Here is a 22611-nt window from a genome sequence, read left to right as displayed (position 1 = left end):
CAGTCCACCCACTCAGTCCGCCAGGTCCGCGGCCATCTGCCGCCCGGCGGCACGGCCGCTGAACAGGCAGCCACCCAGGAACGTACCCTCCAGGGCTCGGTAGCCGTGCATCCCACCGCCGCCGAATCCGGCGGCCTCTCCGGCCGCGTAGAGCCCCGGGACCGGCCGGCCGGATCCGTCCAGGACCCGTGAACCGAGGTCGGTGTGCAGTCCCCCCAGGGTCTTGCGGGTCAGCACCCGCAGCCGCACGGCGATCAGCGGCCCGGCCGCCGGATCCTCGAGCCGGTGCGGGACCACGGTGCGGACGAGCCGGTCGCCGAGGAACCGCCGGGAGGACCGGACCGCATCATGTTGGGCGTCGGCCCCGGGCTGCCCCGCGCCCCGGTCCCGCTCCCGGACCACGGCCGCCACGGCCTCGGCGTCCAACAGGTCCTCGCCGGTCAGTGCGTTCATGGCTGCCACCAGCTCGGGTACGGTCCGGGCCTGCACGAAGTCCTCGCCCCGGTCCAGGAAGGACTGCACGGGGCCGGGAACGTCCTGGCGCGCCCTGCCGATGACCTCGCGGACCGAGCGTCCGGTCAGATCCGGGTTCTGCTCCGAGCCGGAGAGGGCGAATTCCTTGCCGATGATGCGGCGGTTGAGGATGAACCACGAATGGTCATGGCCGGCGGTGGGCCTGCCGCCTTGGCTCCGGCGCAGCTCGGCCAGTGTGTCCAGGGTGTTGAAGCCCGGCCACAGGGGGCCCGGCAGGCGGCGGCCGGTGGCGTCCAGCCACAGCGAGCTGGGCCCCGGCAGGATCCGGATGCCGTGGTCCGGCCAGACCGGTGAGTGGTTGGCGATGCCTTCCGTGTAGTGCCACATCCGGTCCGGGTTGATGACTGCCCCTCCAGCCCGGGTGGCCGCCCGCAGTCCGGACCCGTCCACGAAGGCCGGCACCCCGGAGAGCATCCGCGCCGGAGGCTCGCCAAGCCTCCCCGGCCACAGATCGCGGACGGCCGCATGGTCAGCGCCGATGCCGCCGGTGGCGATCAGCACCGTGGGCGCTTCGATCCGGAACGCACCGGTCGGCGTGCGGTTGGAGGAGGAGCCCCGGGGGCCGCCGTCGGGCGCCAGGACGCTGCCGGAGACCCCGGCGACCACCCCGCCGGAGGTGTCCACCGACTCGACCCGGTGCCGGTGCAGCACGGTGAGCCGGCCATAGAAGGCAGCCTGCTCCACCTCGCCGGCGAAGGACTCCACGATCCCGGGGCCGGTGCCCCACGTGATGTGGAAGCGCGGCACGGAGTTCCCCGGTCCCCCAAGCACGGCCCGGCGCTCGGCCCAGCCGACCACCGGGAAGATCCGGTGGCCGCGCTGGCGAAGCCAGGACCTCTTCTCCCCCGCCGCGAACTCCACGTAGGCCCGGGCCCAGGCCCGCGGCAGCTCGTCCTCGGGCCGGTCGAAGGCCGCGGTGGCCTGCCAGTCCTCCCACGCCTGCTCCAGGGAATCGCGCACCCGCAGCCGCCGCTGTTCGGGTGAGTCCACCAGGAACAGGCCGCCGAAGCTCCACCATGCCTGCCCGCCCAGGTCACCCGGGCGCTCCTGGTCCACGAGCACCACGTGTCGCCCGGCGGCCAGCAGCTCGGTGGCGGCCACCAGGCCCGCGAGCCCATGGCCCACCACCACAGCGTCAGCATGTGTCATACCTCACATCCTAGGGGCGCGGGGGCTCCGGTCCACCAGTAGCTCCGGCGCCCCACCGTCGGTTCACGAGGGCGCCGAGGGCGCCGGCCGGCCCTTCACCGGTGGCCTGTCACCACCGTGGGCCCCGTTGCCATGACCACGCTGGGAGTAGGCCCCGCCCAGCCCTAGCAGGAATGTGGCGGGCACGGGAGAATGGGAGCACCCATCGACCGGGCAGGACCGTCAGACCGAAGGAGACCGGGCCATGATGTTCGAACACCCCGACGGCGAGGCCATCCTCGTCCTGGACGAGGGGCAGTGCTGGCAGCTCCTGGAGAACACCCGGCACGGCCGGCTCGGGTTGCGGGTGAGTGACGAGTTGGACCTGGTCCCCGTGAACATCGTGGCCCGGGACCAGAAGATCTACTTCCGCTCCGCCCCGGGCAACAAACTCGCCGAACTGACCATCAACCCCAAGATCCTCGTGGAGGCGGACGGCATCCTCTCGGACCAGGCGTGGTCTGTACTGGCCCGCGGCACCGCCCGGGTACTGGAGACGGAGGAGGAAGTCGAGTTCGCCGAGTCACTGGGTATTGACCCCTGGGTCCCCACGTATAAGGATTTCTACATAGAGGTCGACGTCAGCCGGGTGACCGGCAGGCACTTCATCTTCGGTGAGCATCCAGAGCGCTTCGACTAGCAGTAGGACGCACACCAAACCTCTGGGCCCCCGGCAGCTGACGCTTCGCCGGGGGCCCAGTGCGTTCGAGGAAGGAACACCCGGAGGGTAGACTGTGACCGTCGAGGGGGAGTAGTTCCCGCCGGCCCCACGGGGCCGGATGTAGCGGCGCGTCGACATACTGGCCTCCCATGCGTGGCCCGGCGCCCCACCCGGATGCCTGCGGTATCCGGGCGAGCGAGACCTTCGGCCAGACACCGCCCTGGCCGATCCCTACCCTGCAAGGGGTGATCACCGGCCAGGCCTTGCCCGGAGGAACTCGATGAACACCCCGCACCCATCCAGCCCCACGCCGCCCCCACCTGCCGAGCCCACCCGGGACCAGGTTCGGCGATGGCGCCGGTACCTGGCGGACGAGATCGCCGAGGCCGAGATCTACCGGGTGATCGCCGCACGCAAGAACGGCCCCGAGCGGGACATCCTGTTGGGCCTGGCAGCGGCCGAGAAGAGACACGAGGACCACTGGCGGGCCCTGCTGGGCGAACACGCCGAGGACCTGCCGCGGCCCTCCCCGCACCGGGTGCTGTTGCGCTGGCTGGCCCGGCTCTTCGGCTCGGTCTTCGTCCTGGCCCTGGCCCAGCGCGCCGAGTCCGACTCCCCCTATGCCAAGGACCAGCACGCCACCCCCGCCATGGCGGCGGACGAAGCCATCCACGAGGAGGTGGTCCGCGGGCTCGCCTCCCGTGGCCGCGAACAGTTGGCCGGCAATTTCCGGGCCGCCGTCTTCGGCGCCAATGATGGGCTGGTGTCCAACCTGGCCCTCGTGATGGGCATCGGCGCCACCGGCGTGGCGACCTCGGTGGTGCTGTTCACGGGCATCGCCGGGCTGCTGGCCGGGGCCTTGTCCATGGCCGCCGGCGAGTTCGTCTCGGTACGCTCCCAGCGCGAGTTGCTGGAGGCCTCCTCCCCCACCCAGGTCACCCTCGAGGCCGCGAAGCACCTGGACCTGGACGAGAACGAGCTGGTGCTCGTCTACCGGGCCCGTGGCATGAGCGAGGAGGACGCGGTCCACCGCGCGCAGGAGCGCCTGGGCCATCTGAGCTGCGACTGCAACCCCGCCTTCTCCGCCCACCCGGACGGATCACAGGGTCCGGTGGACTACTCCGAGGACCACGAGGCCATCGGCAGCCCCTGGAGCGCCGCGTTCTCCAGCTTCTGCTTCTTCGCCTCCGGCGCCATCATTCCGGTCATCCCGTACCTGTTCGGCATGGAGGGTCTGGCCGCCGTGGCGCTCTCCGCCGCACTCGTGGGCGTCGCACTGCTGTGCACCGGCGGCGTGGTGGGTCTGCTCTCCGGCGCGTCCCCGCTCCGCCGCGGTGTGCGCCAGCTGCTCATCGGCTTCGGCGCCGCGGCCGTCACCTACGTGCTGGGGCTGCTCTTCGGCACCGCGGGCATCTAGGCCTGCGGCTCCAGGTGACTCGGAGACCACATCCTCAGCAGGGTCCTGACCACCACGACAGCCGGCCCCCGCCGCTCCCAGGTGCGGCGGAGCGCGGGGCCCACCTCATCGACCGTGACCTCCTCGGCCGGAACTCCGAAGGAGCGGGCCAGGGAGACGAAGTCGGGCCGGTGCAGCTCAGTGGCGGTGGCGCCGCCGAAGGCGCCCTCCATGTACTCGCGCAGGATGCCATAGCCGCCATCGTCCACGATCAGCCAGGTCACGTCTGCACCGTGCTGGACCGCTGCGGCCAGCTCGGCGATCGAATACATGGCCGAGCCGTCCCCGGCCACCGCCAGCGTCCGCTCGCCCAGACCCAGGGCCCCTCCCACGGCGGCGGGGAAGGCATACCCCAGCCCGCCGGCGCCCTGGGCGGAATGGAACTGCCCGGACTGTGCGTCCCAGCAGTTCCACCCCCAGTAGGCCGCGATGGTCATGTCCCAGTAGGTCTGCATCCGGTCCGGGACCGCGGCCCGGACCTCGGCCATGAACCGCCGTTCGCGGCTCAGATCCTGGGAATCCAGCCGTGCCGAGACCCGCGCGTTGATCTCCGCCACCACTGCGGCGGCGGTGCTGCCGTGCCAGTCTGAGACCTGTGGTGCCGGGCCGGGGGCAGTGCCTGCCTCCGCGTCCTGCGTCTCGGCGAGCGCGGCGGAGATGGCGGCCAGCGCCTGACCGGCGTCCGCCCGCACCCCCAGCGTGGGGAAATTGGACTCGAGGACGCGGGGCTCGGCGTCCACCTGGATGAGCCGTCCGCGCGGGGCCAGGGTGAAGTAGTTGGAGGTGACCTCCCCGAGCGAGGACCCCACCACCAGGAGCACCTCGGCGTCCTCCAGCAGGTCCGTGACGTGCCGGTCCTCCACCCAGGAACCCAGGGAGAGCGAGTGTTCCCAGGGGAACGCGGTGTTGCCGCCCGGGGTGCACACCACGGGGGCGTCCAGCATCTCGGCCACCCGGCGCAGGTGCTGCTGCGCATCATGCGTGGAGCGACGCACCCCGCCTCCCGCCACGATCGCGGTACGGCGGGAGGCCGCCAGCCAGCGCACGGCCTCCTCCACGAGTTCGGCCCGCGGCGGGTGGTCGTAGGGCACGGCGAGGGCGTCCTCCACGGGTGGGACCAGCACCCGGCCCAGCAGGACGTCCTGCGGGATCTCCACCCAGACCGGTCCCTGCGGCACGGTGACTGCCGCAGCCCAGGCGTCCTGGACGGCGGAGGGGATCCCCGAGGCGTGATGGACGCTGAACTGGGCCTTGGTGACGTTCTGTGCAGAGGCCTTCTGGTCGTCCAGCTGGTGCAGCATGCCCTTGCGCCGGGCCCCGAGCCCCGAGAGAGGGATCTGCGAGGCCACCACCACCATCGGCACCGCGGTGGCGTAGGCCTCCTGCAGTCCGGAGAGGGAGGTCAGCGCGCCGGGACCGGTGGAGAGGAACAGCACCCCGACCTCCCCGGTGGCGCGGGAGTACCCGTCCGCAGCGAAGGCGGCGTTGTTCTCCACGCGGGACGAGACGTACTCCAGGTCCGAGCGGGACAGCGCGTCGAAGAGCCCCAGGGCGTGCTGCCCCGGGATCCCGAACACCGTCCGCGCACCCAGCGCCCCGAGGGTCTCGATGACGAGGTCGCCACCGTTGCGGTGCCCGCTCAAGGGCGATCACCCAGCAGACCGATGAGGTCGTACGCCACGTGGGCTGCCGCGATCCCGGTGAGCTCGGCATGGTCATAGGCCGGGGCCACCTCCACGACGTCGGCCCCCACCAGGTTCAGCCCGCGCAGCCCCCGCAGGATCTCCAGCAGCTCACGACTGGTCATCCCCCCGGCCTCGGGGGTACCGGTGCCGGGAGCGTGGGCCGGGTCGAGGACGTCGATGTCCACGGAGATGTACAGCGGGTGGTCCCCGATCCGCTCGCCGAGCCGGGCCGCCACGGCGTCCGCGCCCTGACGGTAGATGTCCGAGGAGGCGACGATCCCGAAGCCGAACCGCGCGTCGTCCTCCCTGTCCTTCCGGCCGTAGAGGGGGCCGCGGGTGCCCACGTGGCAGGCGGCTTCCGTGACCAGCAGACCCTCCTCGGCGGCCCGCCGGAACGGGGTTCCGTGCGTGTAGGCGGCCCCGAAGTAGGTGTCCCACGTGTCCAGGTGCGCGTCGAAGTGCAGCAGGGCCACCGGGGCACCCGCGCGCTCGGCGGCAGCCCGCAACAGTGGCAGGGCGATGCTGTGGTCACCACCGATGGTCATCAGCCGGGCCCCATCCGCAGTCAACTCCATCGCATCCGCCTGGATGGCGGCGATGGCCTCGTCGATGTCGAAGGGGTTCACGGCCATGTCGCCGGCGTCGGCCACCTGCACCTGGGCGAACGGAGAGGTGTCCGTGGCCGGATTGTACGGGCGCAGCAGCCGGGAGGACTGGCGCACGTGGCCGGGTCCGAACCGGGCACCGGGGCGGTAGGAGACCCCGGCGTCGAAGGGCACGCCGATCACCTTGACCTCGGCCGTCCCGCCGGACTGCTCGATCTCATCGAGCCGGGGCAGCAGTGCGAAGGTCGGCGCGCCGCTGTAGCGCGGGACCACGGTGGAGTTCACCGGCCCGAGGTTCCCGTTCTCCACGACGCGGGGGCGGTTCAGCATGATGGGTCCTTTCGGTGGCGGTCACCCCATGGCGTGCACGGCCGACCAGGGCCCAGAGCAGCACGGCCTCCAGGTGGAACTCACCGTATATCCAGCACCCGTGACCGGCAACACATCCACCCGTCACAGCCACCAGATCGCGGCAAGGCCCGCCGCCGCCACGGCCACCACCAGCACCACCGTCCACAGCACCGCGAAGACGTCCGCCTTGACCCGCTCCGCGGCCAGACCGGTGGACTGCAGGGCATACCGGCGCCGCTGGGTCAGGTGGATCGTCAGGGCGGCCACCCCGCAGAGCCCTGCCGGGATCAGAGAGGCCAACCCCACCGTGGCATACCAGCGCAGGAACAGGGCGGCCACCACGAACAAGGCCAGCAGGGTACGGTCCCAGCTCATGGCCGTCCGCTCGGGCTGCAGCCCGGGATCACGGTGCAGACTCACGCCACGGGCCATGTCCGCTAGACCTGCCGGAGCAACAGGAACACCAGCAGCACGCCGGCGGCCACCGCTCCCCCGGTGGCCAACACGGGCACCACCAGCGGCAATGGCAGTGGCCGTCCGTGCCGCATGGCCCGTTCCACCCGGATCCAGCGGAACCCCGCCGTGACGGCAAGCAGTCCGGCCAGTCCCAGGAGGACGGACCCGAGCACCATGCGGGTCAGCGGATCGAACACGGAACCGGTGAAGGCCTCCACCGCGATCCCGCCGGCGGTCAGGGCCAGGGAGGTGCGGATCCAGGCCAGGAAGGTCCGTTCGTTCGCGAGGGTGAAGCGCGGATCAGGTTCCCGGCCACCGGCGAACACCTTGCTGGTGAATCGGCCACGGGCCGGGGGGCCGTCCGGGTCTGGGGTCGTCATGCGCTCCAGTTTAGGCCTGACGCGCGCCCCTCCCCTCACACCACCCGAACCTGAACGACGCCGGCCCCCACGTTCCAGCGGAAGGTGGGGGCCGGCGTCGTGGGTCAGGCCTGGACTCAGCCCTGCAGGAGCTCGCGCATCAGGGAGGCGGTCTCCGAGGGAGTCTTGCCGACCTTCACACCGGCAGCCTCGAGGGCCTCCTTCTTGGCCTGCGCGGTACCGGAGGAGCCGGAGACGATGGCACCGGCGTGGCCCATGGTCTTGCCCTCCGGGGCGGTGAAGCCGGCCACGTAGCCGACGACCGGCTTGGTGACGTTGGCCTTGATGAAGTCGGCGGCACGCTCCTCGGCGTCTCCGCCGATCTCGCCGATCATCACGATGGCCTTCGTCTCCGGGTCCGCCTCGAACGCGGCCAGCGCGTCGATGTGGGTGGTACCGATGACCGGGTCACCGCCGATGCCGATGGCGGTGGAGAAGCCGAGGTCACGCAGCTCGTACATCATCTGGTAGGTCAGGGTGCCGGACTTGGAGACCAGGCCGATGGGTCCCTTGCCGGTGATGTTGGCCGGGGTGATGCCGGCCAGGGCCTCACCGGGGGTGATGACGCCGGGGCAGTTCGGGCCGATGATCGTGGTGGTCGGCTTGCCGTCCGCATCCGTGCGGGAGGCGGCGAGAGCGTAGAACTCGGCGCTGTCCTGCACCGGGATGCCCTCGGTGATGACCACGAGCAGCGGCATCTCGGCCTCGACGGCCTCGATGGCGGCGTCCTTGGCGAACTTCGGCGGCACGAAGGCCACCGAGACGTCGGCGCCGGTGGCCTCCATGGCCTCCGCCACGGAGCCGAAGACCGGCAGCTCGACCTCGTAGCCCTCGGAATGCGTGTGGGTCACGGTGGTGCCGGCCTTGCGGGCGTTGACACCGCCGACGATGTTGGTCCCGGCCTTGAGCATCAGGGCGGTGTGCTTGGTGCCTTCGCCGCCGGTGATGCCCTGGACGATGACCTTGGAGTCCTTATTCAGGTAGATCGACATGAGTTGAGCGGTCCTTACTTGTCAGCCAGCGCGGTGTTGGCGAGTTCTGCGGCCTTGTCGGCGCCTTCGTCCATGGTGGTGGCGAGGGTGACCAGGGGGTGGTTGGCATCGGCCAGAATGCGCCGGCCCTCTTCGACGTTGTTGCCGTCCAGGCGGACCACGAGCGGCTTGGTGGCGGCGTCGCCCAGGATCTCCAGAGCCTTGACGATGCCGTGGGCCACGGCGTCACACGAGGTGATGCCGCCGAAGACGTTGACGAACACGGAGGCGACCTGCTCGTCGTTCAGGATGACGTCCAGTCCGTTGGCCATGACCTCGGCGGAGGCGCCACCGCCGATGTCCAGGAAGTTGGCGGGCTTGACGTTGCCGTGGTTCTCGCCGGCGTAGGCCACCACGTCCAGGGTGGACATGACGAGCCCGGCGCCGTTGCCGATGATGCCGACCTGGCCGTCCAGCTTGACGTAGTTGAGGTCATTGGCCTTGGCCTTGGCCTCCAGCGGATCCTCGGTGCGCTTGTCCACCAGGGCTGCATGATCCTCCTGGCGGAACTCGGCATTCTCGTCCAGGGTGACCTTGCCGTCCAGGGCGATGATGTCACCGGCGCCGGTCTTGACCAGCGGGTTGACCTCCACGAGGGTGGCGTCCTCCTTCTCGAAGACGTCCCACAGCTTCACGAGGACGTCAGCCACCGGGCCGCGCAGTTCCTCCGGGAAGTTGGCCTCGGCCGCGATCTTCTGTGCAGTGGCGGCGTCGATGCCGGTCAGTGCGGAGACGGGCACCTTGGCCAGGGCCTCCGGGCGCTCGACCGCGAGCTGCTCGATCTCCACGCCGCCCTCGACGGAGCACATGGCCAGGTAGGTGCGGTTGGAGCGGTCCAGCAGCACGGAGAAGTAGTACTCCTCGGCGATGTCCGCACCAGCCGCGATCATGACCTGGTGGACGGTGTGACCCTTGATGTCCATGCCCAGGATGTCCTTGGCGTACTGGAAGGCCTCATCGGCGTTCTTGGCCACCTTGACGCCGCCGGCCTTGCCGCGGCCACCGACCTTCACCTGGGCCTTGACGACGGTCACGCCGCCGAGCTTCTCAGCGGCCGCCTTGGCCTCTTCCGGGGTCTGCGCCACGATGCCGGCCAGCACGGGGACGCCGTGTGCCTCGAACAGATCGCGCGCCTGGTATTCATACAGGTCCACGGGTTGCAGTCCTTCTACGTCGAAAACGGGGACGGTCGGGTTCCGCGAGCGGCATCAGGCACACCACATCATCTGCCGTGTGTCCGGCACGGCGGAAGCCGGCCGGAAGCCCGAGGGTTCCCCGGGCGTTCCATCCCATACCTTAGTCCACCTTGCGGAGGGGGGCGTACCGCAACAGCAACCGCTTCTCGGTCCCGGCGAAATCGACCTTGGCCACCATCTTGTCCCCCTGACCCTCCAGTGTGAGCACCGTTCCACGCCCGAAGGATCCGTGCTCCACATGGTCTCCCTGGCTCAAGGAGATGATCTCCTTCTGTGGCTGGACCCGGGTGCGTGCGGCGCCACGTTGGGGGACCCGAAGTTCGGCGTCCTCGGCGTAGGCGCCCGACGCGCGGGCCGGCCGGTTGGCCGTGGACGCGCCGGCCCCCCAGTGGGAGCCGGAGAACCGCTGCGGATAGCGGGAACCGGAGCCGTTCTGGTGGCCGCCGATGCTGCCGCCGCCCCACCCTCCGGAGAACCCGGCCGGGCGGGCCGAGCCCTCGCGTTCCCACTCGACGAGGGCCTCGGGGATCTCACCGAGGAACTGGCTGGGCGGGTTGAACTGGTGCTGGCCCCACAGGGAGCGGGCCTCGGCGCGGGAGACGAAGAGGCGCTGGCGGGCCCGGGTCAGCCCCACGTAGGCCAGGCGGCGCTCCTCCGCGAGTTCCTTCTCATCGGTCATGGAGCGCGAGTGCGGGAAGACGCCGTGCTCCATGCCGGTGAGGAACACCACGGGGAACTCGAGGCCCTTGGCCGTGTGCAGGGTCATGAGGGTGACCTGGCCGAGCCGCTCGGCGAGCTCAGCGCCCTCCGAATCCGTGGCGTCCGGCAACTGGTCGGCGTCCGCCACGAGCGCCACCTGCTCCAGGAAGTCTCCGAGGGTGCCCTCCGGGTTGTTCTTCTCGAACTCACGGACCACGGCCACGAGCTCGCCGAGGTTGTCCGCCCGTGACTCGTCCTGCAGGTCCTCGGAGGAACGGAGAGTGGCCAGCATGCCGGTCTGCTCCAGCACGGCCTCCAGCACGGTGGCGGCGCTGGAGGTGGCCGCGACCTGAGCGAGGTCCTCCATCATCTGCACGAAGCCGTTGACGGCCTTGAGCGATCGAGACGCCATGGCCGGGGCCTGCTCGGCCTGGCGCAGGGCCTCGAAGAAGGTGGAGCGGTTGCGGTCCTGCAGAGCCGCCACGGCGCCCTCCGCGCGGTCGCCGATCCCCCGCTTGGGCTCGTTGAGGATGCGGCGGAGGTTGACGTCGTCATCCGGGTTCGCCAGCACCCGCAGGTAGGCCAGCGCGTCCTTGATCTCCTTGCGGTCGTAGAACCGGGTACCGCCGATGACGCGGTAGGGGATGCCCTTGGTCACCAGGCGTTCCTCAAGGGAGCGGGACTGGGCGTTGGTGCGGTAGAAGACCGCCACGTCCGCAGGACGGATGTCCTCCTCGTCCTGGAGGCGATCGATGGTGGTGGCGATCCACTCGGCCTCAGCCGACTCGTTCTCCGCGGCGTAACCGGTGATCTTCGGGCCCGCCCCCTCGGCGGTCCACAGGCTCTTGGGGCGGCGCTGCGGGTTCCTGGAGATCACCGCGTTGGCGGCGTCCAGGATGGTCTGGGTGGAGCGGTAGTTCTGCTCCAGCTTGATCGTGGTGGCGTCGGTGTAGTCCTGTTCGAACTCCACGATGTTGCGGATGTCCGCGCCGCGGAAGGCGTAGATGGACTGGTCCGAATCGCCCACCACCGTCAGCTGCCCGCCGTCCGTCTCCACGCCCTCGGGCTCGTTCACCGGACCGGTGAGCAGGCGTACGAGGCGGTACTGGGCGTGGTTGGTGTCCTGGTACTCGTCCACCAGCACGTGCCGGAACCGGCGGCGGTAGTTGTCCAGGACGGCGGGGAAGGCCTCGAACATGTTGACGGTCATGCCGATCAGGTCGTCGAAGTCCATGGCGTTGGCCTGACGGAGGCGTTGCGTGTAGTCCCGGTACACGGCGGAGACGGCCTGGGCGAAGGGCTCGGAGTCCGAGACGGTGGAGGCATGGTCCTCCGCATCCACAAGTTCGTTCTTCAGGGCGCTGATCCTGTTCAGCAGGGCCTTGGGGGCGAACTTCTTCGGGTCCAGGTCATGGGCCTTGGCGATCGAGGTGACCAGCCGCAGTGAGTCCGCCGAGTCGTAGATGGAGAAGTTGGACTTCAGTCCCACGGTGGTGGCCTCGCGCCGCAGGATGCGCACGCAGGAGGAGTGGAACGTGGAGATCCACATCTTCTGCGCGGCCGGGCCGATCAGCGCGGAGATCCGCTCACGCATCTCGGCGGCGGCCTTGTTGGTGAACGTGATGGCCAGGACCTCATGCGGACGGGCTCGCCCCGTGCCCAACGCGTAGGCGATGCGGTGGGTCAGCACACGGGTCTTGCCCGAGCCGGCACCGGCCACGATCAGCAGTGGCCCGCCGGTGTGCACCACGGCGAGCCTCTGCTGATCGTTCAGTCCCTCCAACAGCTCCTCCACGTCCGGGGCGCGGTGCGCAGGCGCGGAGGCGGTGAAGGCCTCCGGATCCGCGGCGACCGGGGTGAGGGAGCGAGAGGTGAACAGGCCGGGCAGGGAGGTCTGGAAGTTCTGGGACATGGTGCCCAGAAGTCTATCGAGTGAGACGGACGCCGTAGGGCACCGTCCACAGCGAACACCCAGGACGGAGGGAGAGGCTGCCGCGGGGAGCTCAGGAGTCGAGGGTGGCGTACACGATGAAGTTGTCTTCCAGCACCCCCGTGTCCTCGTTCAACCCGTCGCACGTGATCAGCCTGAGCTCGGGTCCGTCGGTGTTCCCGTAGACCTCCAGCGTGGGAAAACCCTCCCGGTCCCTGCCGAACTGCTCGGTGCGGTAGACGGTGAAGGCGGCGACGGACCCGTCCTCCCGGCTGACCTCGATGGAATCGCCCACCTCGACCCGGGGAAGATCGGCGAAGATGCCGGGACCCCCCTCGATCCCGTTGCGATGCCCCAGGATCACGGCGGGCCCGATCTCCCCCGGCATCGGTGAATGGACGTACCAGCCCGCCGGCGAGCCGAGGTTGTAGGGCGGGACCTCGATCGAGCCGTCGTCCTGCAGCCCCAGGTCCATGAGGTCCGCTTCCACCCCGATGCCGGGGACTGAGATCCCGGTCGGCGCGGAGGCCGGCACGGCCTCCGGGGTGTCCTCAGGAGGAGGCGTCGGCTGAGGATCCGGCGCGGAGGCCGGCACGGCCTCCGGGGTGTCCTCAGGAGGAGGCGTCGGCTGAGGATCCGGCGCGGTGTCCGCCGGGGCCGGGGCAGCTGTCTCCGTTCTGGCCGACGGTGACCCCACCGCGGCGGACGATGTACCGGGTGCCGGCCCTACGGCCCCGGCACAGCCCGAGGCCAGCAGGACGGCACCCGCCGCACAGACCATCAGGCCTGCGCGGCGGGTAGCAGTGGGTGACCTCATGATGAGCTCTTCCTGCGCTCGTTCAGGCCCGGCTCGAGCGCCGGCTGACCATCCAGGCGCCACCGCCCAGGGCCGCCACCGCGAGGGCACCCACGCCGAGGAAGATCCCCGAGGTGTCCTGCTGCTGGACCGGCGAACCGGTGTCAGCGCCGCCTTCCGGCATCTGCCCCATCTGCGAGACGTTGACCGTGCCGCACGCCGCCGGGAGGGTGGCAGCCAAGGGCAGGGACGGATCCAGTTCGCTCGGCTTCTCCTGGGCCTCCGCGCTGAGCTTGGTCGGATCCACCCCGTGGACCACCACCACGGCGGTGCCATCGGCCAGGGAGGCGGCGGTGGCGTCGTTGAGTTCGAAGGTCCGCTCGTAGTTGTAGGCCGAACCGCCCGGGAACCGCTCGACCGCGAGCGCCGAGTCGGCACTCGTGTCCCCCTCGGTGGTCAGCGACGTCCCGATCTCCCCGTAGAAGGGGTGGCCCTCGGGAACACTGATGGCCCCGTCACCGTCGGTGTCCGCCTCTGGCCCGGGGCAGACGCCCTGGGAGGCGATGTGGATGTGCTGGGCGTGCGGGAAGGGGCCCTCCATGAAGGTCTCCGCGGCTCCGGTGACGTCCACCGTGACCGTGGCCTCGTTGCCGTCCAGCTCGATCATGGCCTGGCCGGACGTACCGCTGTCATTCAACGGGTCCAGGGTGGCCTGTCCCGACCACGCACCCTCGTGGGTGCTCGTGGTGGAACCGGTGGCGTCTCCTCCGCCGTGGCCGCTGTGGGCCAGAGCGGGGGATGCCGTCAGGGTCAGTGCACCCAGTGCGATCACAGGGGCCAAGAGCATCTTCTTGCGCATGACATTCTCCTCGTTGTTGATCCGATACCGGGTGTTCGGAGCCACCGAGGGAGCGGATGGGTCACGAGATGAAATTCCTCACACCGATTCGCCGGTCGGCTCCCCAGCCCGCAGCTGGGACAATGGACGCTGGAGGTCTCCGTGTCCCACAAGAACAGCAAGCATTCGCAGAAGAAGTCACCGCGCACCCCCCGGCCCGGCGACGGTCGGTCACCCCGGGTGGCCGGTCAGACCGAGCCGGGGGTCGGCGCAACGCCCGTCAAGCGCCCGAAGGTGTCGGTGGGCCAGGCGCGGCAGGACCTGCAGGCCTCCGGCCAGCAGCAGGGCAGCCCGGGCATGCTCATCATCGCGTTGCTCGGCGCGACCCTGTTCATGTTCTTCTACCTGCACATCCTCGCCCTGCCGCAGATGTCCGCACTGTCCAGCGGACTGCCCATGCCGGACCACCGGTTCTCCTACGGCGCCGCCGATCTCGCCGAGCTGGACGCCGCCATGGATGCCGACGCGCATGGGCAGCTGAACTGGGTGCACAAGACCGCCGGGGTGATCTTCCCGCTCTTCGTCTTCGCCTGCGTCTCCGCGGTGGCGGCCTGGTCCCTGCCTCGCGGTTTCGGCCGCTGGGCCTCCTATGCCGCCGGCGGGATCTTCGCCGCAGTGGACGTCGTGGAGAACATGCTCATCGAGCGGGCCCTGGACGCCGGCGGCGAAGGCGCGGAACTCGCCTCCGCGTTCACCTCGGCGCGCTGGGTCCTGCTCGTGGTGCTCACCCTCTGGGTGGTGCTGTTGATCGCCGGGCAGGTCCGGCGCCTCCTCATGGCGCGGAAGGCGCCGCTCGTTCAGTAGGATGTCCTGGTGGGCTGGCGATCCGGCCCCGCGCCCCCGTAGCTCAGTAGGATAGAGCGACCCTCTCCTAAAGGGTAGGTCGTCGGTTCGATTCCGGCCGGGGGCACCACTCAGGCTGGCACGCGCTGACCCCGATCAGGGCAAAGTGTCCCAGGCCCGCGACACCGGCCACTCCCCAGCAGTAGTGGTGGGGTCCTATTCGTGCCCCGGATCGTCGAACTGCGTCCGGTACAGCTCCGCGTAGCGCCCGCCGGCGGCGAGCAGCTCCGCGTGCGGGCCCTCCTCCACCACGCGTCCGCCCTCCACCACCAGGATGCGGTCGGCGGAGCGGATGGTGGACAGGCGGTGGGCGATCACCACGGCGGTGCGGCCGGTCAGCGCCTCGGCCAGGGCCGCCTGCACCGCCTGTTCCGAGGTGGAGTCCAGGGCCGCGGTGGCCTCGTCCAGCAGCACCACCCGCGGGGAGGCCAACAGCAGCCGGGCGATGGTCATGCGCTGGCGCTCCCCTCCCGAGAGGCGGTAGCCGCGCTCCCCCACCACCGTGGCCAGACCGTCCGGCAGGGACTCGACCACCTCTCGCAGCCGGGCCCGGTCGATCGCATCCCACACCTCGTCCTCGCCGGCGTCGGGGCGGGCGAGGGTGAGGTTGCCGCGGATCGTGTCATGGAACAGGTGCCCATCCTGGGTGACCATGCCCACCGTGGACTGCAGGGACGCGAAGGTGGTGTCCCGCACATCGGTGCCGTTGTAGCGGATGGCGCCGGAGTCGGCGTCGTACAACCGGGCCAACAGGGAGGCGATGGTGGACTTGCCGGCGCCCGAGGTGCCGACCAGCGCGTAGGTCTGGCCGGGGCGAACGGTGAAGGAGACGCCGTGCAGCACCTCGGCGCCGCCGCGGCGGTCCAGCACGGCGACCTCCTCGAGCGAGGCCAGGGAGACCTCCTCGGCACTCGGATAGGCGAAGCGGACGTCCTGGACCTCCAGTGTCACGGGGCCGGCCGGGACCGGTGCGGCATCCGGCCGCTCACGGAGGAGCGGCTGCAGGTCGAGGACCTCGAAGATCCGCTCGAAGGAGACCAGGGCTGCCATGATCTCCACCCGCGCGCTGGCCAGGGACGTCAGCGGGGCGTAGAGACGGGTGAGCAGCAGAGCGAGGGTGACCACGTCCCCGGCGTTCAGGGATCCCGCCAACGCCTGCAGACCACCGATCCCGTAGACCGCCGCGAGGGCGAGGGCGGAGACCATCGTCAGGGCCGTCATGAACACGGACTGGCGCACGGAGATCCCGACGCCGGTCTGCCGGACGCGGTCCGCCCGGCCGGAGAACTCCGCGGATTCCCGGCTGGGGTTGCCGAAGAGCTTGACCAGGGTGGCGCCGGGCGCTGAGAACCGCTCGGTCATCTGGTCGCCCATGGCGGCGTTGTTCTGGGCCTGACGGCGGCTGAGACCGGCGATCGTGCCGCCCAGCAGGCGGGCCGGGATGAAGAACAGCGGCAACAGCACCAGGGAGACGAGGGTGATCTGCCACGAGGTCGTCAGCATGACGGCGAGGGTGAGGACCACCGAGACCAGGTTCATGACCACGCCGGACAGCGTCCGGGAGATGGCGGTCTGGGCGCCGATCACGTCATTGTTGAGCCGGGAGACGAGGGCCCCGGTACGGGTGCGCATGAAGAAGGCGATCGGCATTCTCTGGACGTGGTCGAACACCGCGGTGCGCAGGTCATAGATGATCCGCTCTCCGAGGTCCGAGGAGAGCCACCGGGTGACCACGGCCAGCAGGGCGTCCGCAACAGCCACGGCGGCGATGAGCAGGGCCAGCCGGACGACGCGCTGGGCATCCCCGGCCTCGACGATCGCGTCCACCACGTCCCCGGCGAGGACGGGTGACGCCACGCCCAGCACCGCACCCACCACGGAGAGCACCAGGTAGAACACGAGCTTGCCACGGTAGCGGCGCACGAAGTCCAGGGATCGCCGGATGGTGCCCGGGTGCAGTGCGCGCCCACCCCGGGCTGCGGGGTCCGTATGACTGACCTGGCGCATGGCCATCATGGCCGCCCGTTCCATGCTCATGGCGTGGTCCGGTTGGCGGTGACGGCCCGGGCCAGGAACTGTTCGATCCCGCGCAGGGAGGCGTGGTGTGCACGGTCGAAACCGGCCTGGCCCGTCCCCTCGGCCAGCCCCGCCGCATAGCCGGCGATGAACGCCGTGGCGGCCGCGTCGTCGTCGTTCCCCGAGGTGGCCGCGGCGATCCGCGCGATCCGCGCCAGGCGGGCGATGTCAGGGGTGGCGTCCCCGAGTTCGAGGGCGGCCATCAGCTCTGCGGTCTGGGTCTGGGACATTCCCCCAGTTTAGGTCCGTGTCAGTCCGCAACGGCCCGGCTCGACCTGCCAGGACTCCGCCTCAGGCCACGGCAGCCAGGAAGTCCGTCCACTGCTCGGCCGGACGCTCCAACTCCCGGATCCGCCACTGGGCTCCGCGCGGGCGCCGCGGTGTGACCCGCAGGATCCACCCCATCTGCGCGAGACTGCGGTCCCCCTTGATGTTGTTGCAGGCCAGGCAGCAGGCCACGAGATTCTCCCAGGAGTCCTCGCCGCCGCGGCACCGGGGGTGGATGTGGTCCACCGTGCTGGCGGAACGCCCGCAGTAGCCGCACAGGTGCGCGTCCCGGCGCAGCACGCCCCTCCGGGACACGGGCGCAGAGTCGGTGTGCGGGATGCGCACGTAGCGGGTGAGCAGGATGACCGCCGGGCGGCGCACCATGGAGGAGGGCCCGACGACGGGGTCCCCGCCATCGGCGAGCACGCTCGCCTTGCCGGTGCCCACCAGGAGGATGGCGCGCCGGTAACTGACCACGGAGAGTGGCTCGTAGCCGGCATTCAGGACCAGTGTGCGCATGGGACCTACCTCGCGGCGGTGTCTGTGCCGCGGGCGCCGGACCGTCCGCCGGGTGCTGGCCCGGCCATCCGGCGTCTGCGGGGATGAATCGGGTTGACGATCAGGTTCAGGATACGCGTAGGGTCCATGGCCGCCGGCCCATGCACCCCCGGTTCCGGGCGTGTCGGCGGGAGTGTTCACGGTGCCTTCACGTCCCATTCATGACATTCACGTCCGGGAACGACCGAGGGCCCCTCCTGGCGGAGGGGCCCTGGTAGCAGTCGTCGCTGGTCCGGTTCAGTCCCGGATCGTGGAGTCGGTGGTCAGCCGACGTAGGTGAGGTAGCCCACCAGCGGGTTGCGGGTCACGGGGTGCTGGAAGGTGCCCACGGAGGGGTTCTGGGCGCCGATCATCTGTCCGTTGCCCACGTAGATGCCCACGTGGCCGCCGCCGTTCTGCACCACGATGTCGCCGGGCTTCGGGCTGGACGTCCAGGCCAGCTTGGAGGAGCCGCGGATCGCGGAGGTGGAGGACGGGATGCTGAGCCCGGCCTGGGCGTAGGCCCAGGCCACGAAGCCGGAGCAGTCCCAGCCGGAGGGGCCCTTGCCGCCGAAGACGTAGGGAACGCCGACGCCGGAGTAGGCAGCGCCCACCACGCCGCCCACGGAGGCGCTCTGGGCCGGGGCCTCAGCGGCGGCCTGCTGCGTGGAGGCAGAGGACGACGAAGAAGAGGAGGAAGAGGAAGAGGAGGAAGAGGAGGAAGAGGAAGAGGACTGCTGAGTCGATTCGCCCTGCGAGGACTCCGCCTGCGTGGTGGAGGCGCGCTCGGCGCGGGGGGCCGGCTCCGGCTCCGTCTCAGCGACCGGCTCGGGAGCGGGCTCAGCGGCTGGCTCCGGCTCCGGGGCAGGCTCCGGTGCCGGCTCGGGCTCGGGGGCCGGCTTCGAGGAGAACGTGGCGCGGTCCAGTTCCACCTTCACGTCCTTGGCGGCGGCCACATTGACGTTGGTCACCGCTGCGCGCTCGATGTCCAGGCCCGGGGCCGGGATGCTGGTGGTCTCGCGAACGGCGGGAGCGGCGCCCTGGGCCGGCATGCCGATCGTCAGCACGAGGCCGGACGCTGCGGCGACCACGGCGGCCTGACGGCCCACGGTGCCTGCGTTCGAGGAGACCGCCTTGGAGATGGTCTCCAGCGGGTTGGTGTTCGCCGGAACGGCGCGGTGGCGTGCTGCGGGACTGCGCTTCGACACGTAATTACCTCTCTCACGTGCCGCCGGACAAAGTCCGTCCCCGCCATGATGGACGACTGCTTGAAGACGCCGTGGTCGCGGGGGGTGTGGCAAACCATCGGCCGGCGGCCTCGGACCGGACTGTCCGTGGCGCCGGGATCCAAGGTATATGAAAAGTTTATGAATGTCACGCTCAGGTCACGGGTCCGGTGGACAACCCCTCGCAGCCCGTTCAGAACCGCGCGATTCCGCCCATCTGATGGTCACGACCAGATGACGAAACGAGGCCTGCGCCGTGATGCAGGGACCTAGCGCTCCACGATGATGTGGGACGCGGTCTCCTCGTTGACCTCCAGTGCCACGCCGCCCTCAGGCGAGTCGGCCGGCTCCGCGGTGCGGACCGTGACATATCCGCCACTCGCGGCGATCTCAATGGCCTGCCCGGGGCGGACCCCGGCCAGGGACAGCTCGCTCAGCAGCTCGGGATCGGTCTGGATGGCCTCGGTCAGGCGGACCACGGTGTAGCGGCCCGGCCGGCTGGACACCACGGAGAGACGCTCGCCCCGGTCGAAGGCCGAGCCGGTGCCGGGCACCGGCGGCCGGATGTCACCGTGACCCGGGATCGGGTTGCCGTAGGGGGACTCGGCGGGGTTGTGCAACAGGTCCAGCAGTCGAAGCTCGACCTGCTCGCTCATGACGTGCTCCCACCGACAGGCCTCCTCGTGGACGAAGGCCCAGTCGAGGCCGATGACATCGGCCAGCAGCCGCTCGGCCAGGCGGTGCTTGCGCATCACGCTCACGGCCTTCTCGCGGCCATCCGTGGTCAGTTCCAGGTGACGGTCATTGCGCACGTGCACCAGCCCGTCCCGCTCCATGCGGGCCACGGTCTGGGAGACGGTGGGGCCGGAGTGGTCCAGGCGCTCCGCGATGCGGGCACGCAGGGGCACGATCCCTTCCTCTTCAAGCTCGAGGATGGTCCGCAAGTACATCTCGGTGGTATCGATCAGGTCCGTCACGGCTGATGTTCCTCTCCAGGTCCCCAACGATGCTTCATCTCCCCCGCCGCTGGCCTAGGGCGGCGAAGAGACGGGAAGCCCACCGTCCATCCTAGTCATGCGCACTGATCGGGAACGACACGTGGCGTCCGTGCTCAGCGCAGTGCGGGAGAATGGCCCTTTGCACCCCCGGCCGAGAACCCCACCACGTCAGGAGACCCCATGAGCACCCCCGAGGTGACCATCCCCCAGAACCTGCTGCCCCGGGACGGACGGTTCGGAGCCGGCCCATCCAAGGTCCGCGCCGAGCAGGTGCAGGCCCTCGCCGACGCCGGGCCTCGGCTGCTGGGCACCTCCCACCGCCAGGCGCCCGTCAAGAACCTGGTCGGCAGCGTCCGCGAGGGCCTGAGCCAGTTGTTCTCCGCTCCAGACGGCTATGAGGTCATCCTCGGCGTCGGCGGTTCCACCGCATTCTGGGACGCCGCCAGCTTCGGCCTGGTCCGCTCCCGGGCACAGCACCTGTCCTTCGGAGAGTTCGGCTCGAAGTTCGCCAAGGCCACGGACCAGGCCCCCTTCCTCGAGGCCTCCTCCATCCTCACGTCCGAACCGGGCACCCGCCCCGAGCCGGCCGCAGAGGATGGCGTGGACGTCTACGCCTGGCCGCAGAACGAGACCTCCACCGGGGTCGCCGCCCCGGTACAGCGGGTGCCCGGCGCCGATGACGCCCTCGTGCTCGTGGACGCCACCTCGGCGGCCGGCGGACTTCCCGTGGACGTCTCCCAGACGGACGCCTACTACTTCGCCCCGCAGAAGAACTTCGCCTCCGACGGCGGGCTGTGGCTGGCGCTGTTCTCCCCCGCCGCGCTGGCACGGGTGGAGGAGGTCAAGGCCTCCGGCCGCTGGATCCCGGACTTCCTGGACCTGAAGACCGCCGTGGACAACTCGTTGAAGAACCAGACCTACAACACCCCGGCCCTGGCCACCCTGGTGATGCTGGACCAGCAGGTGAAGTGGATGAACTCCAACGGGGGGCTGGAGTTCGCCACGGCCCGCACGGCCGATTCATCCCATCGCGTGTACACCTGGGCCGCGGGCTCGTCCTACGCCACCCCCTTCGTCACGCGGGCCGAGGACCGCTCGGCGGTCATCACCACCATCGACTTCGACGAGTCCGTGGATGCCGCCGCCGTGGCGAAGATCCTGCGCGCCCACGGGGTGGTGGACGTGGAGCCGTACCGCAAGCTCGGCCGCAACCAGCTGCGCATCGCCACCTTCGCGGCCATCGAGCCGGACGATGTCACGGCGCTGTTGGCCTGCATCGACCACGTGGTCGCACACCTCGCCTGAGTGCCCCGCCTGGAGGGGCCTGAGGAACGACGCCGGCCGCGCACCTGAGGTGCGCGGCCGGCGTCGTTCTGTTCCGGGGTCCGAGGACCGTCAGCCCTGGGTCTCCTCCGACTCATCGCCGTCCCGGCCCTCTTCCGCACCGCGGGCGCGGGCGCGGGCGACGGCCGCCTCCGGGTCCTCACCAGCGGCGATGGCGTCCAGCCGGATCTTCTCCTCCTGGCTCACGCGCTCGGACCATGGCAGCCAGTCGGGGGCCAGGATCGCGTCCGCGCCGGGCAGCAGCCCGGTCTCACACACGGTGACCACCTTGCTGCGCGGGGCGCGTGCCACCGTGACGAACCACTCCCAGCCGCCGTACCCGGGCAGGTTGGCGGCGAAGCGGTGGGTGACCAGCCGGTCGTCATCCGCCACGACGCCCACAGGGTCGCCGATCTGGTCTGCCCCGGCCAGCCCCTGCAGCGCCTGGCGGGCCTGCTCAACGGCCGCAGCCAGCACCTCGTCCAGCTTCGGTGTCCGCTTGCGCGGAGCGCGAGTGGGCTTCGGCGGGATCCGCACGGTGCGGCCCTCGGCCTGTGCCGTCATCGGCTCCATCGCAGTTTCACCCGCTGTCTCGGTATCTGTCTCGGTCGCGGTATCGGTCTCAGGCTTCAAGTTCGTCGGCCACCTTGCGCAGGGCCATGGCGATCTTCTCGGCCTGGGCCTTCGGCGGGTACTTGCCCTTGCGCAGGCTGTTCGAGGCCGCATCCATCCACTTGATGACGTCCTCCACCACCACGGCCATGTCCTGCGGCCTGCGGCGGGTGGCGCGGACCACGGAGGGCCCTTCATCCAGCATGCGGGCGCTGAGTGCCTGCGGGCCCCGGCGGCCCTCGGCCACCCCGAACTCCATACGCGTGCCGGCTCGCACCTCGGTGACGCCCTCGGGCAGGGCCGAGGAGGGCAGGTGGACCTCCTGGCCCTCATCCGTGTGGATGAATCCGAACCCCTTGGTCGAGTCGTAGAACTTTACTTTGCCGGTGGGCATTGACGATGTCCTTCTCTGTCTCTGTGGATCCCCGCTGGACGGGTCGGCGGGCTCTGTCCTCGAACTCCCATGGTTCGGGCGGCCCTGCCTCGTGGCGTCCTCGTGGGCGGGAAAAGTCTGTAGCCCCCCAAGGATACCCCGTGGGCCCGGGAGTAGACTGGAGGTCATGTCTGCTCGCCCCCTCACCGCTCCCGCCCCGCACAGTCCCGAGACCTCACCCTGGTTGCGGACCCTGCTGGTGGCCGGTGCCTCCCTGACCGTGGTGTCCTTCGGCGCCATGGTCCTGTTGCTGGTCTCCTACTTCCTCTCCGTCACGGCTTGGCCCGTCTTCTACTGGTTCGGCCTCTATGGACTTCCCCTCGGCTTCGCCCTGATGCTGGCCTACGTGGTGGCCAAGGCCGTGCTGAGGCGCCGCGCCTGATCCTGCAGC

22 protein-coding genes and 1 tRNA gene are annotated in these 22611 nt (G+C 70.2%); 6 read left to right on the top strand and 17 right to left on the bottom strand.

Annotated features, from left to right (window positions below; all coding sequences use genetic code 11):
* Positions 1 to 12: 12 nt before the first annotated feature.
* Positions 13 to 1683 carry an FAD-binding dehydrogenase gene (locus tag IMT31_RS12115; protein WP_413542935.1) on the bottom strand — a complete coding sequence of 557 codons (1671 nt, stop codon included), beginning with the start codon at positions 1681 to 1683 and terminating at the stop codon, positions 13 to 15.
* 244 nt (positions 1684 to 1927) lie between these two features.
* Here IMT31_RS12115 and IMT31_RS12110 point away from each other — a divergent pair, with 244 nt between their 5' ends.
* Positions 1928 to 2362, top strand: a complete 435-nt coding sequence (locus tag IMT31_RS12110) for a pyridoxamine 5'-phosphate oxidase family protein (RefSeq protein WP_345359415.1) — start codon at positions 1928 to 1930, stop codon at positions 2360 to 2362.
* A 301-nt stretch (positions 2363 to 2663) separates the two neighbouring features.
* Positions 2664 to 3800: a VIT1/CCC1 transporter family protein gene (locus IMT31_RS12105; protein ID WP_345359412.1), complete on the top strand. Its 1137-nt coding sequence runs from the start codon at positions 2664 to 2666 to the stop codon at positions 3798 to 3800.
* Here the strand turns inward: IMT31_RS12105 and IMT31_RS12100 are convergent.
* The 9 genes from IMT31_RS12100 to IMT31_RS12060 form a co-directional block, all read right to left on the bottom strand.
* The gene (locus IMT31_RS12100) at positions 3797 to 5482 is read right to left on the bottom strand and encodes a thiamine pyrophosphate-binding protein (RefSeq protein WP_413542934.1); all 1686 of its coding nucleotides are present in this window, start codon (positions 5480 to 5482) and stop codon (positions 3797 to 3799) included. The genes IMT31_RS12105 and IMT31_RS12100 overlap by 4 nt on opposite strands.
* Positions 5479 to 6459, bottom strand: a complete 981-nt coding sequence (gene speB / locus IMT31_RS12095; RefSeq protein WP_413542933.1) for an agmatinase — start codon at positions 6457 to 6459, stop codon at positions 5479 to 5481. Before speB ends, IMT31_RS12100 begins: the two co-directional genes overlap by 4 nt.
* 123 nt (positions 6460 to 6582) lie before the next feature.
* Positions 6583 to 6900, bottom strand: a complete 318-nt coding sequence (locus IMT31_RS12090; protein ID WP_345359404.1) for a DUF202 domain-containing protein — start codon at positions 6898 to 6900, stop codon at positions 6583 to 6585.
* 17 nt (positions 6901 to 6917) lie between these two features.
* The gene (locus IMT31_RS12085) at positions 6918 to 7316 is read right to left on the bottom strand and encodes a YidH family protein (protein WP_413542932.1); all 399 of its coding nucleotides are present in this window, start codon (positions 7314 to 7316) and stop codon (positions 6918 to 6920) included.
* Between the two features lie 116 nt (positions 7317 to 7432).
* The gene (sucD, locus tag IMT31_RS12080) at positions 7433 to 8347 is read right to left on the bottom strand and encodes a succinate--CoA ligase subunit alpha (RefSeq protein WP_345359398.1); all 915 of its coding nucleotides are present in this window, start codon (positions 8345 to 8347) and stop codon (positions 7433 to 7435) included.
* A 14-nt stretch (positions 8348 to 8361) separates the two neighbouring features.
* Complete coding sequence (gene sucC, locus IMT31_RS12075) at positions 8362 to 9540, bottom strand: ADP-forming succinate--CoA ligase subunit beta (protein ID WP_345359395.1); 1179 nt, start codon at positions 9538 to 9540, stop codon at positions 8362 to 8364.
* Positions 9541 to 9682: 142 nt separating this feature from the next.
* The gene (locus tag IMT31_RS12070) at positions 9683 to 12193 is read right to left on the bottom strand and encodes a UvrD-helicase domain-containing protein (protein ID WP_413542931.1); all 2511 of its coding nucleotides are present in this window, start codon (positions 12191 to 12193) and stop codon (positions 9683 to 9685) included.
* A gap of 91 nt (positions 12194 to 12284) precedes the next feature.
* On the bottom strand, positions 12285 to 13028 hold the full coding sequence (locus IMT31_RS12065; protein ID WP_413542930.1) for a class F sortase: 744 nt from the start codon (positions 13026 to 13028) through the stop codon (positions 12285 to 12287).
* A 22-nt stretch (positions 13029 to 13050) separates the two neighbouring features.
* Entirely contained in the window at positions 13051 to 13911 is an 861-nt protein-coding gene (locus IMT31_RS12060) for a hypothetical protein (protein ID WP_413542929.1), read from the bottom strand.
* A 96-nt stretch (positions 13912 to 14007) separates the two neighbouring features.
* Between IMT31_RS12060 and IMT31_RS12055 the strand changes: the two genes are divergently transcribed.
* Positions 14008 to 14709, top strand: a complete 702-nt coding sequence (locus IMT31_RS12055; protein ID WP_413542928.1) for a hypothetical protein — start codon at positions 14008 to 14010, stop codon at positions 14707 to 14709.
* Positions 14710 to 14741: 32 nt separating this feature from the next.
* Positions 14742 to 14818: transfer RNA gene (locus tag IMT31_RS12050), tRNA-Arg, on the top strand.
* Between the two features lie 86 nt (positions 14819 to 14904).
* Here the strand turns inward: IMT31_RS12050 and IMT31_RS12045 are convergent.
* The 5 genes from IMT31_RS12045 to IMT31_RS12025 all read right to left on the bottom strand — a co-directional run bounded on the left by IMT31_RS12045 (position 14905) and on the right by IMT31_RS12025 (position 19831).
* The gene (locus IMT31_RS12045; protein ID WP_413542927.1) at positions 14905 to 16785 is read right to left on the bottom strand and encodes an ABC transporter ATP-binding protein; all 1881 of its coding nucleotides are present in this window, start codon (positions 16783 to 16785) and stop codon (positions 14905 to 14907) included.
* Complete coding sequence (locus tag IMT31_RS12040) at positions 16782 to 17054, bottom strand: hypothetical protein (RefSeq protein WP_413542926.1); 273 nt, start codon at positions 17052 to 17054, stop codon at positions 16782 to 16784. The genes IMT31_RS12045 and IMT31_RS12040 overlap by 4 nt, the downstream gene beginning before the upstream one ends.
* 61 nt (positions 17055 to 17115) lie before the next feature.
* The gene (locus IMT31_RS12035; protein ID WP_413542925.1) at positions 17116 to 17610 is read right to left on the bottom strand and encodes an HNH endonuclease; all 495 of its coding nucleotides are present in this window, start codon (positions 17608 to 17610) and stop codon (positions 17116 to 17118) included.
* Between the two features lie 302 nt (positions 17611 to 17912).
* Positions 17913 to 18836 carry a C40 family peptidase gene (locus tag IMT31_RS12030; protein ID WP_413542924.1) on the bottom strand — a complete coding sequence of 308 codons (924 nt, stop codon included), beginning with the start codon at positions 18834 to 18836 and terminating at the stop codon, positions 17913 to 17915.
* A gap of 287 nt (positions 18837 to 19123) precedes the next feature.
* Positions 19124 to 19831 (bottom strand): metal-dependent transcriptional regulator, encoded by a 708-nt coding sequence (locus IMT31_RS12025; protein WP_345359368.1) that lies wholly within the window; start codon positions 19829 to 19831, stop codon positions 19124 to 19126.
* Between the two features lie 201 nt (positions 19832 to 20032).
* Here IMT31_RS12025 and serC point away from each other — a divergent pair, with 201 nt between their 5' ends.
* Positions 20033 to 21157 (top strand): phosphoserine transaminase, encoded by a 1125-nt coding sequence (serC, locus tag IMT31_RS12020; RefSeq protein WP_413542923.1) that lies wholly within the window; start codon positions 20033 to 20035, stop codon positions 21155 to 21157.
* A gap of 90 nt (positions 21158 to 21247) precedes the next feature.
* Here the strand turns inward: serC and IMT31_RS12015 are convergent, their stop codons facing one another.
* The gene (locus tag IMT31_RS12015; RefSeq protein ID WP_413542922.1) at positions 21248 to 21739 is read right to left on the bottom strand and encodes a DUF3027 domain-containing protein; all 492 of its coding nucleotides are present in this window, start codon (positions 21737 to 21739) and stop codon (positions 21248 to 21250) included.
* Positions 21740 to 21797: 58 nt separating this feature from the next.
* Positions 21798 to 22181 (bottom strand): cold shock domain-containing protein, encoded by a 384-nt coding sequence (locus IMT31_RS12010; RefSeq protein WP_345359359.1) that lies wholly within the window; start codon positions 22179 to 22181, stop codon positions 21798 to 21800.
* A 166-nt stretch (positions 22182 to 22347) separates the two neighbouring features.
* Between IMT31_RS12010 and IMT31_RS12005 the strand changes: the two genes are divergently transcribed.
* Positions 22348 to 22602 (top strand): hypothetical protein, encoded by a 255-nt coding sequence (locus IMT31_RS12005; RefSeq protein ID WP_345359356.1) that lies wholly within the window; start codon positions 22348 to 22350, stop codon positions 22600 to 22602.
* Positions 22603 to 22611: the final 9 nt, after the last annotated feature.

This window comes from Citricoccus nitrophenolicus (assembly GCF_047305825.1).
Taxonomy (GTDB): domain Bacteria; phylum Actinomycetota; class Actinomycetes; order Actinomycetales; family Micrococcaceae; genus Citricoccus; species Citricoccus nitrophenolicus.
The sequence above is the reverse complement of the archived record's forward strand: the minus strand, read 5'-3'. Positions and strand labels throughout refer to the sequence as shown.

Excerpts from the sequence above, each read along its gene's own strand:
- IMT31_RS12105 (WP_345359412.1), top strand. The coding sequence starts at position 2,664 with ATGAACACCCCGCACCCATCCAGCCCCACGCCGCCCCCACCTGCCGAG.
- IMT31_RS12035 (WP_413542925.1), bottom strand. The coding sequence starts at position 17,610 with ATGCGCACACTGGTCCTGAATGCCGGCTACGAGCCACTCTCCGTGGTC.
- IMT31_RS12010 (WP_345359359.1), bottom strand. The coding sequence starts at position 22,181 with ATGCCCACCGGCAAAGTAAAGTTCTACGACTCGACCAAGGGGTTCGGA.
- IMT31_RS12065 (WP_413542930.1), bottom strand. The coding sequence starts at position 13,028 with ATGAGGTCACCCACTGCTACCCGCCGCGCAGGCCTGATGGTCTGTGCG.
- IMT31_RS12005 (WP_345359356.1), top strand. The coding sequence starts at position 22,348 with ATGTCTGCTCGCCCCCTCACCGCTCCCGCCCCGCACAGTCCCGAGACC.
- IMT31_RS12070 (WP_413542931.1), bottom strand. The coding sequence starts at position 12,193 with ATGTCCCAGAACTTCCAGACCTCCCTGCCCGGCCTGTTCACCTCTCGC.
- IMT31_RS12085 (WP_413542932.1), bottom strand. The coding sequence starts at position 7,316 with ATGACGACCCCAGACCCGGACGGCCCCCCGGCCCGTGGCCGATTCACC.
- sucD (WP_345359398.1), bottom strand. The coding sequence starts at position 8,347 with ATGTCGATCTACCTGAATAAGGACTCCAAGGTCATCGTCCAGGGCATC.
- speB (WP_413542933.1), bottom strand. The coding sequence starts at position 6,459 with ATGCTGAACCGCCCCCGCGTCGTGGAGAACGGGAACCTCGGGCCGGTG.
- IMT31_RS12115 (WP_413542935.1), bottom strand. The coding sequence starts at position 1,683 with ATGACACATGCTGACGCTGTGGTGGTGGGCCATGGGCTCGCGGGCCTG.
- IMT31_RS12045 (WP_413542927.1), bottom strand. The coding sequence starts at position 16,785 with ATGAGCATGGAACGGGCGGCCATGATGGCCATGCGCCAGGTCAGTCAT.
- IMT31_RS12110 (WP_345359415.1), top strand. The coding sequence starts at position 1,928 with ATGATGTTCGAACACCCCGACGGCGAGGCCATCCTCGTCCTGGACGAG.
- IMT31_RS12015 (WP_413542922.1), bottom strand. The coding sequence starts at position 21,739 with ATGACGGCACAGGCCGAGGGCCGCACCGTGCGGATCCCGCCGAAGCCC.
- serC (WP_413542923.1), top strand. The coding sequence starts at position 20,033 with ATGAGCACCCCCGAGGTGACCATCCCCCAGAACCTGCTGCCCCGGGAC.
- IMT31_RS12040 (WP_413542926.1), bottom strand. The coding sequence starts at position 17,054 with ATGTCCCAGACCCAGACCGCAGAGCTGATGGCCGCCCTCGAACTCGGG.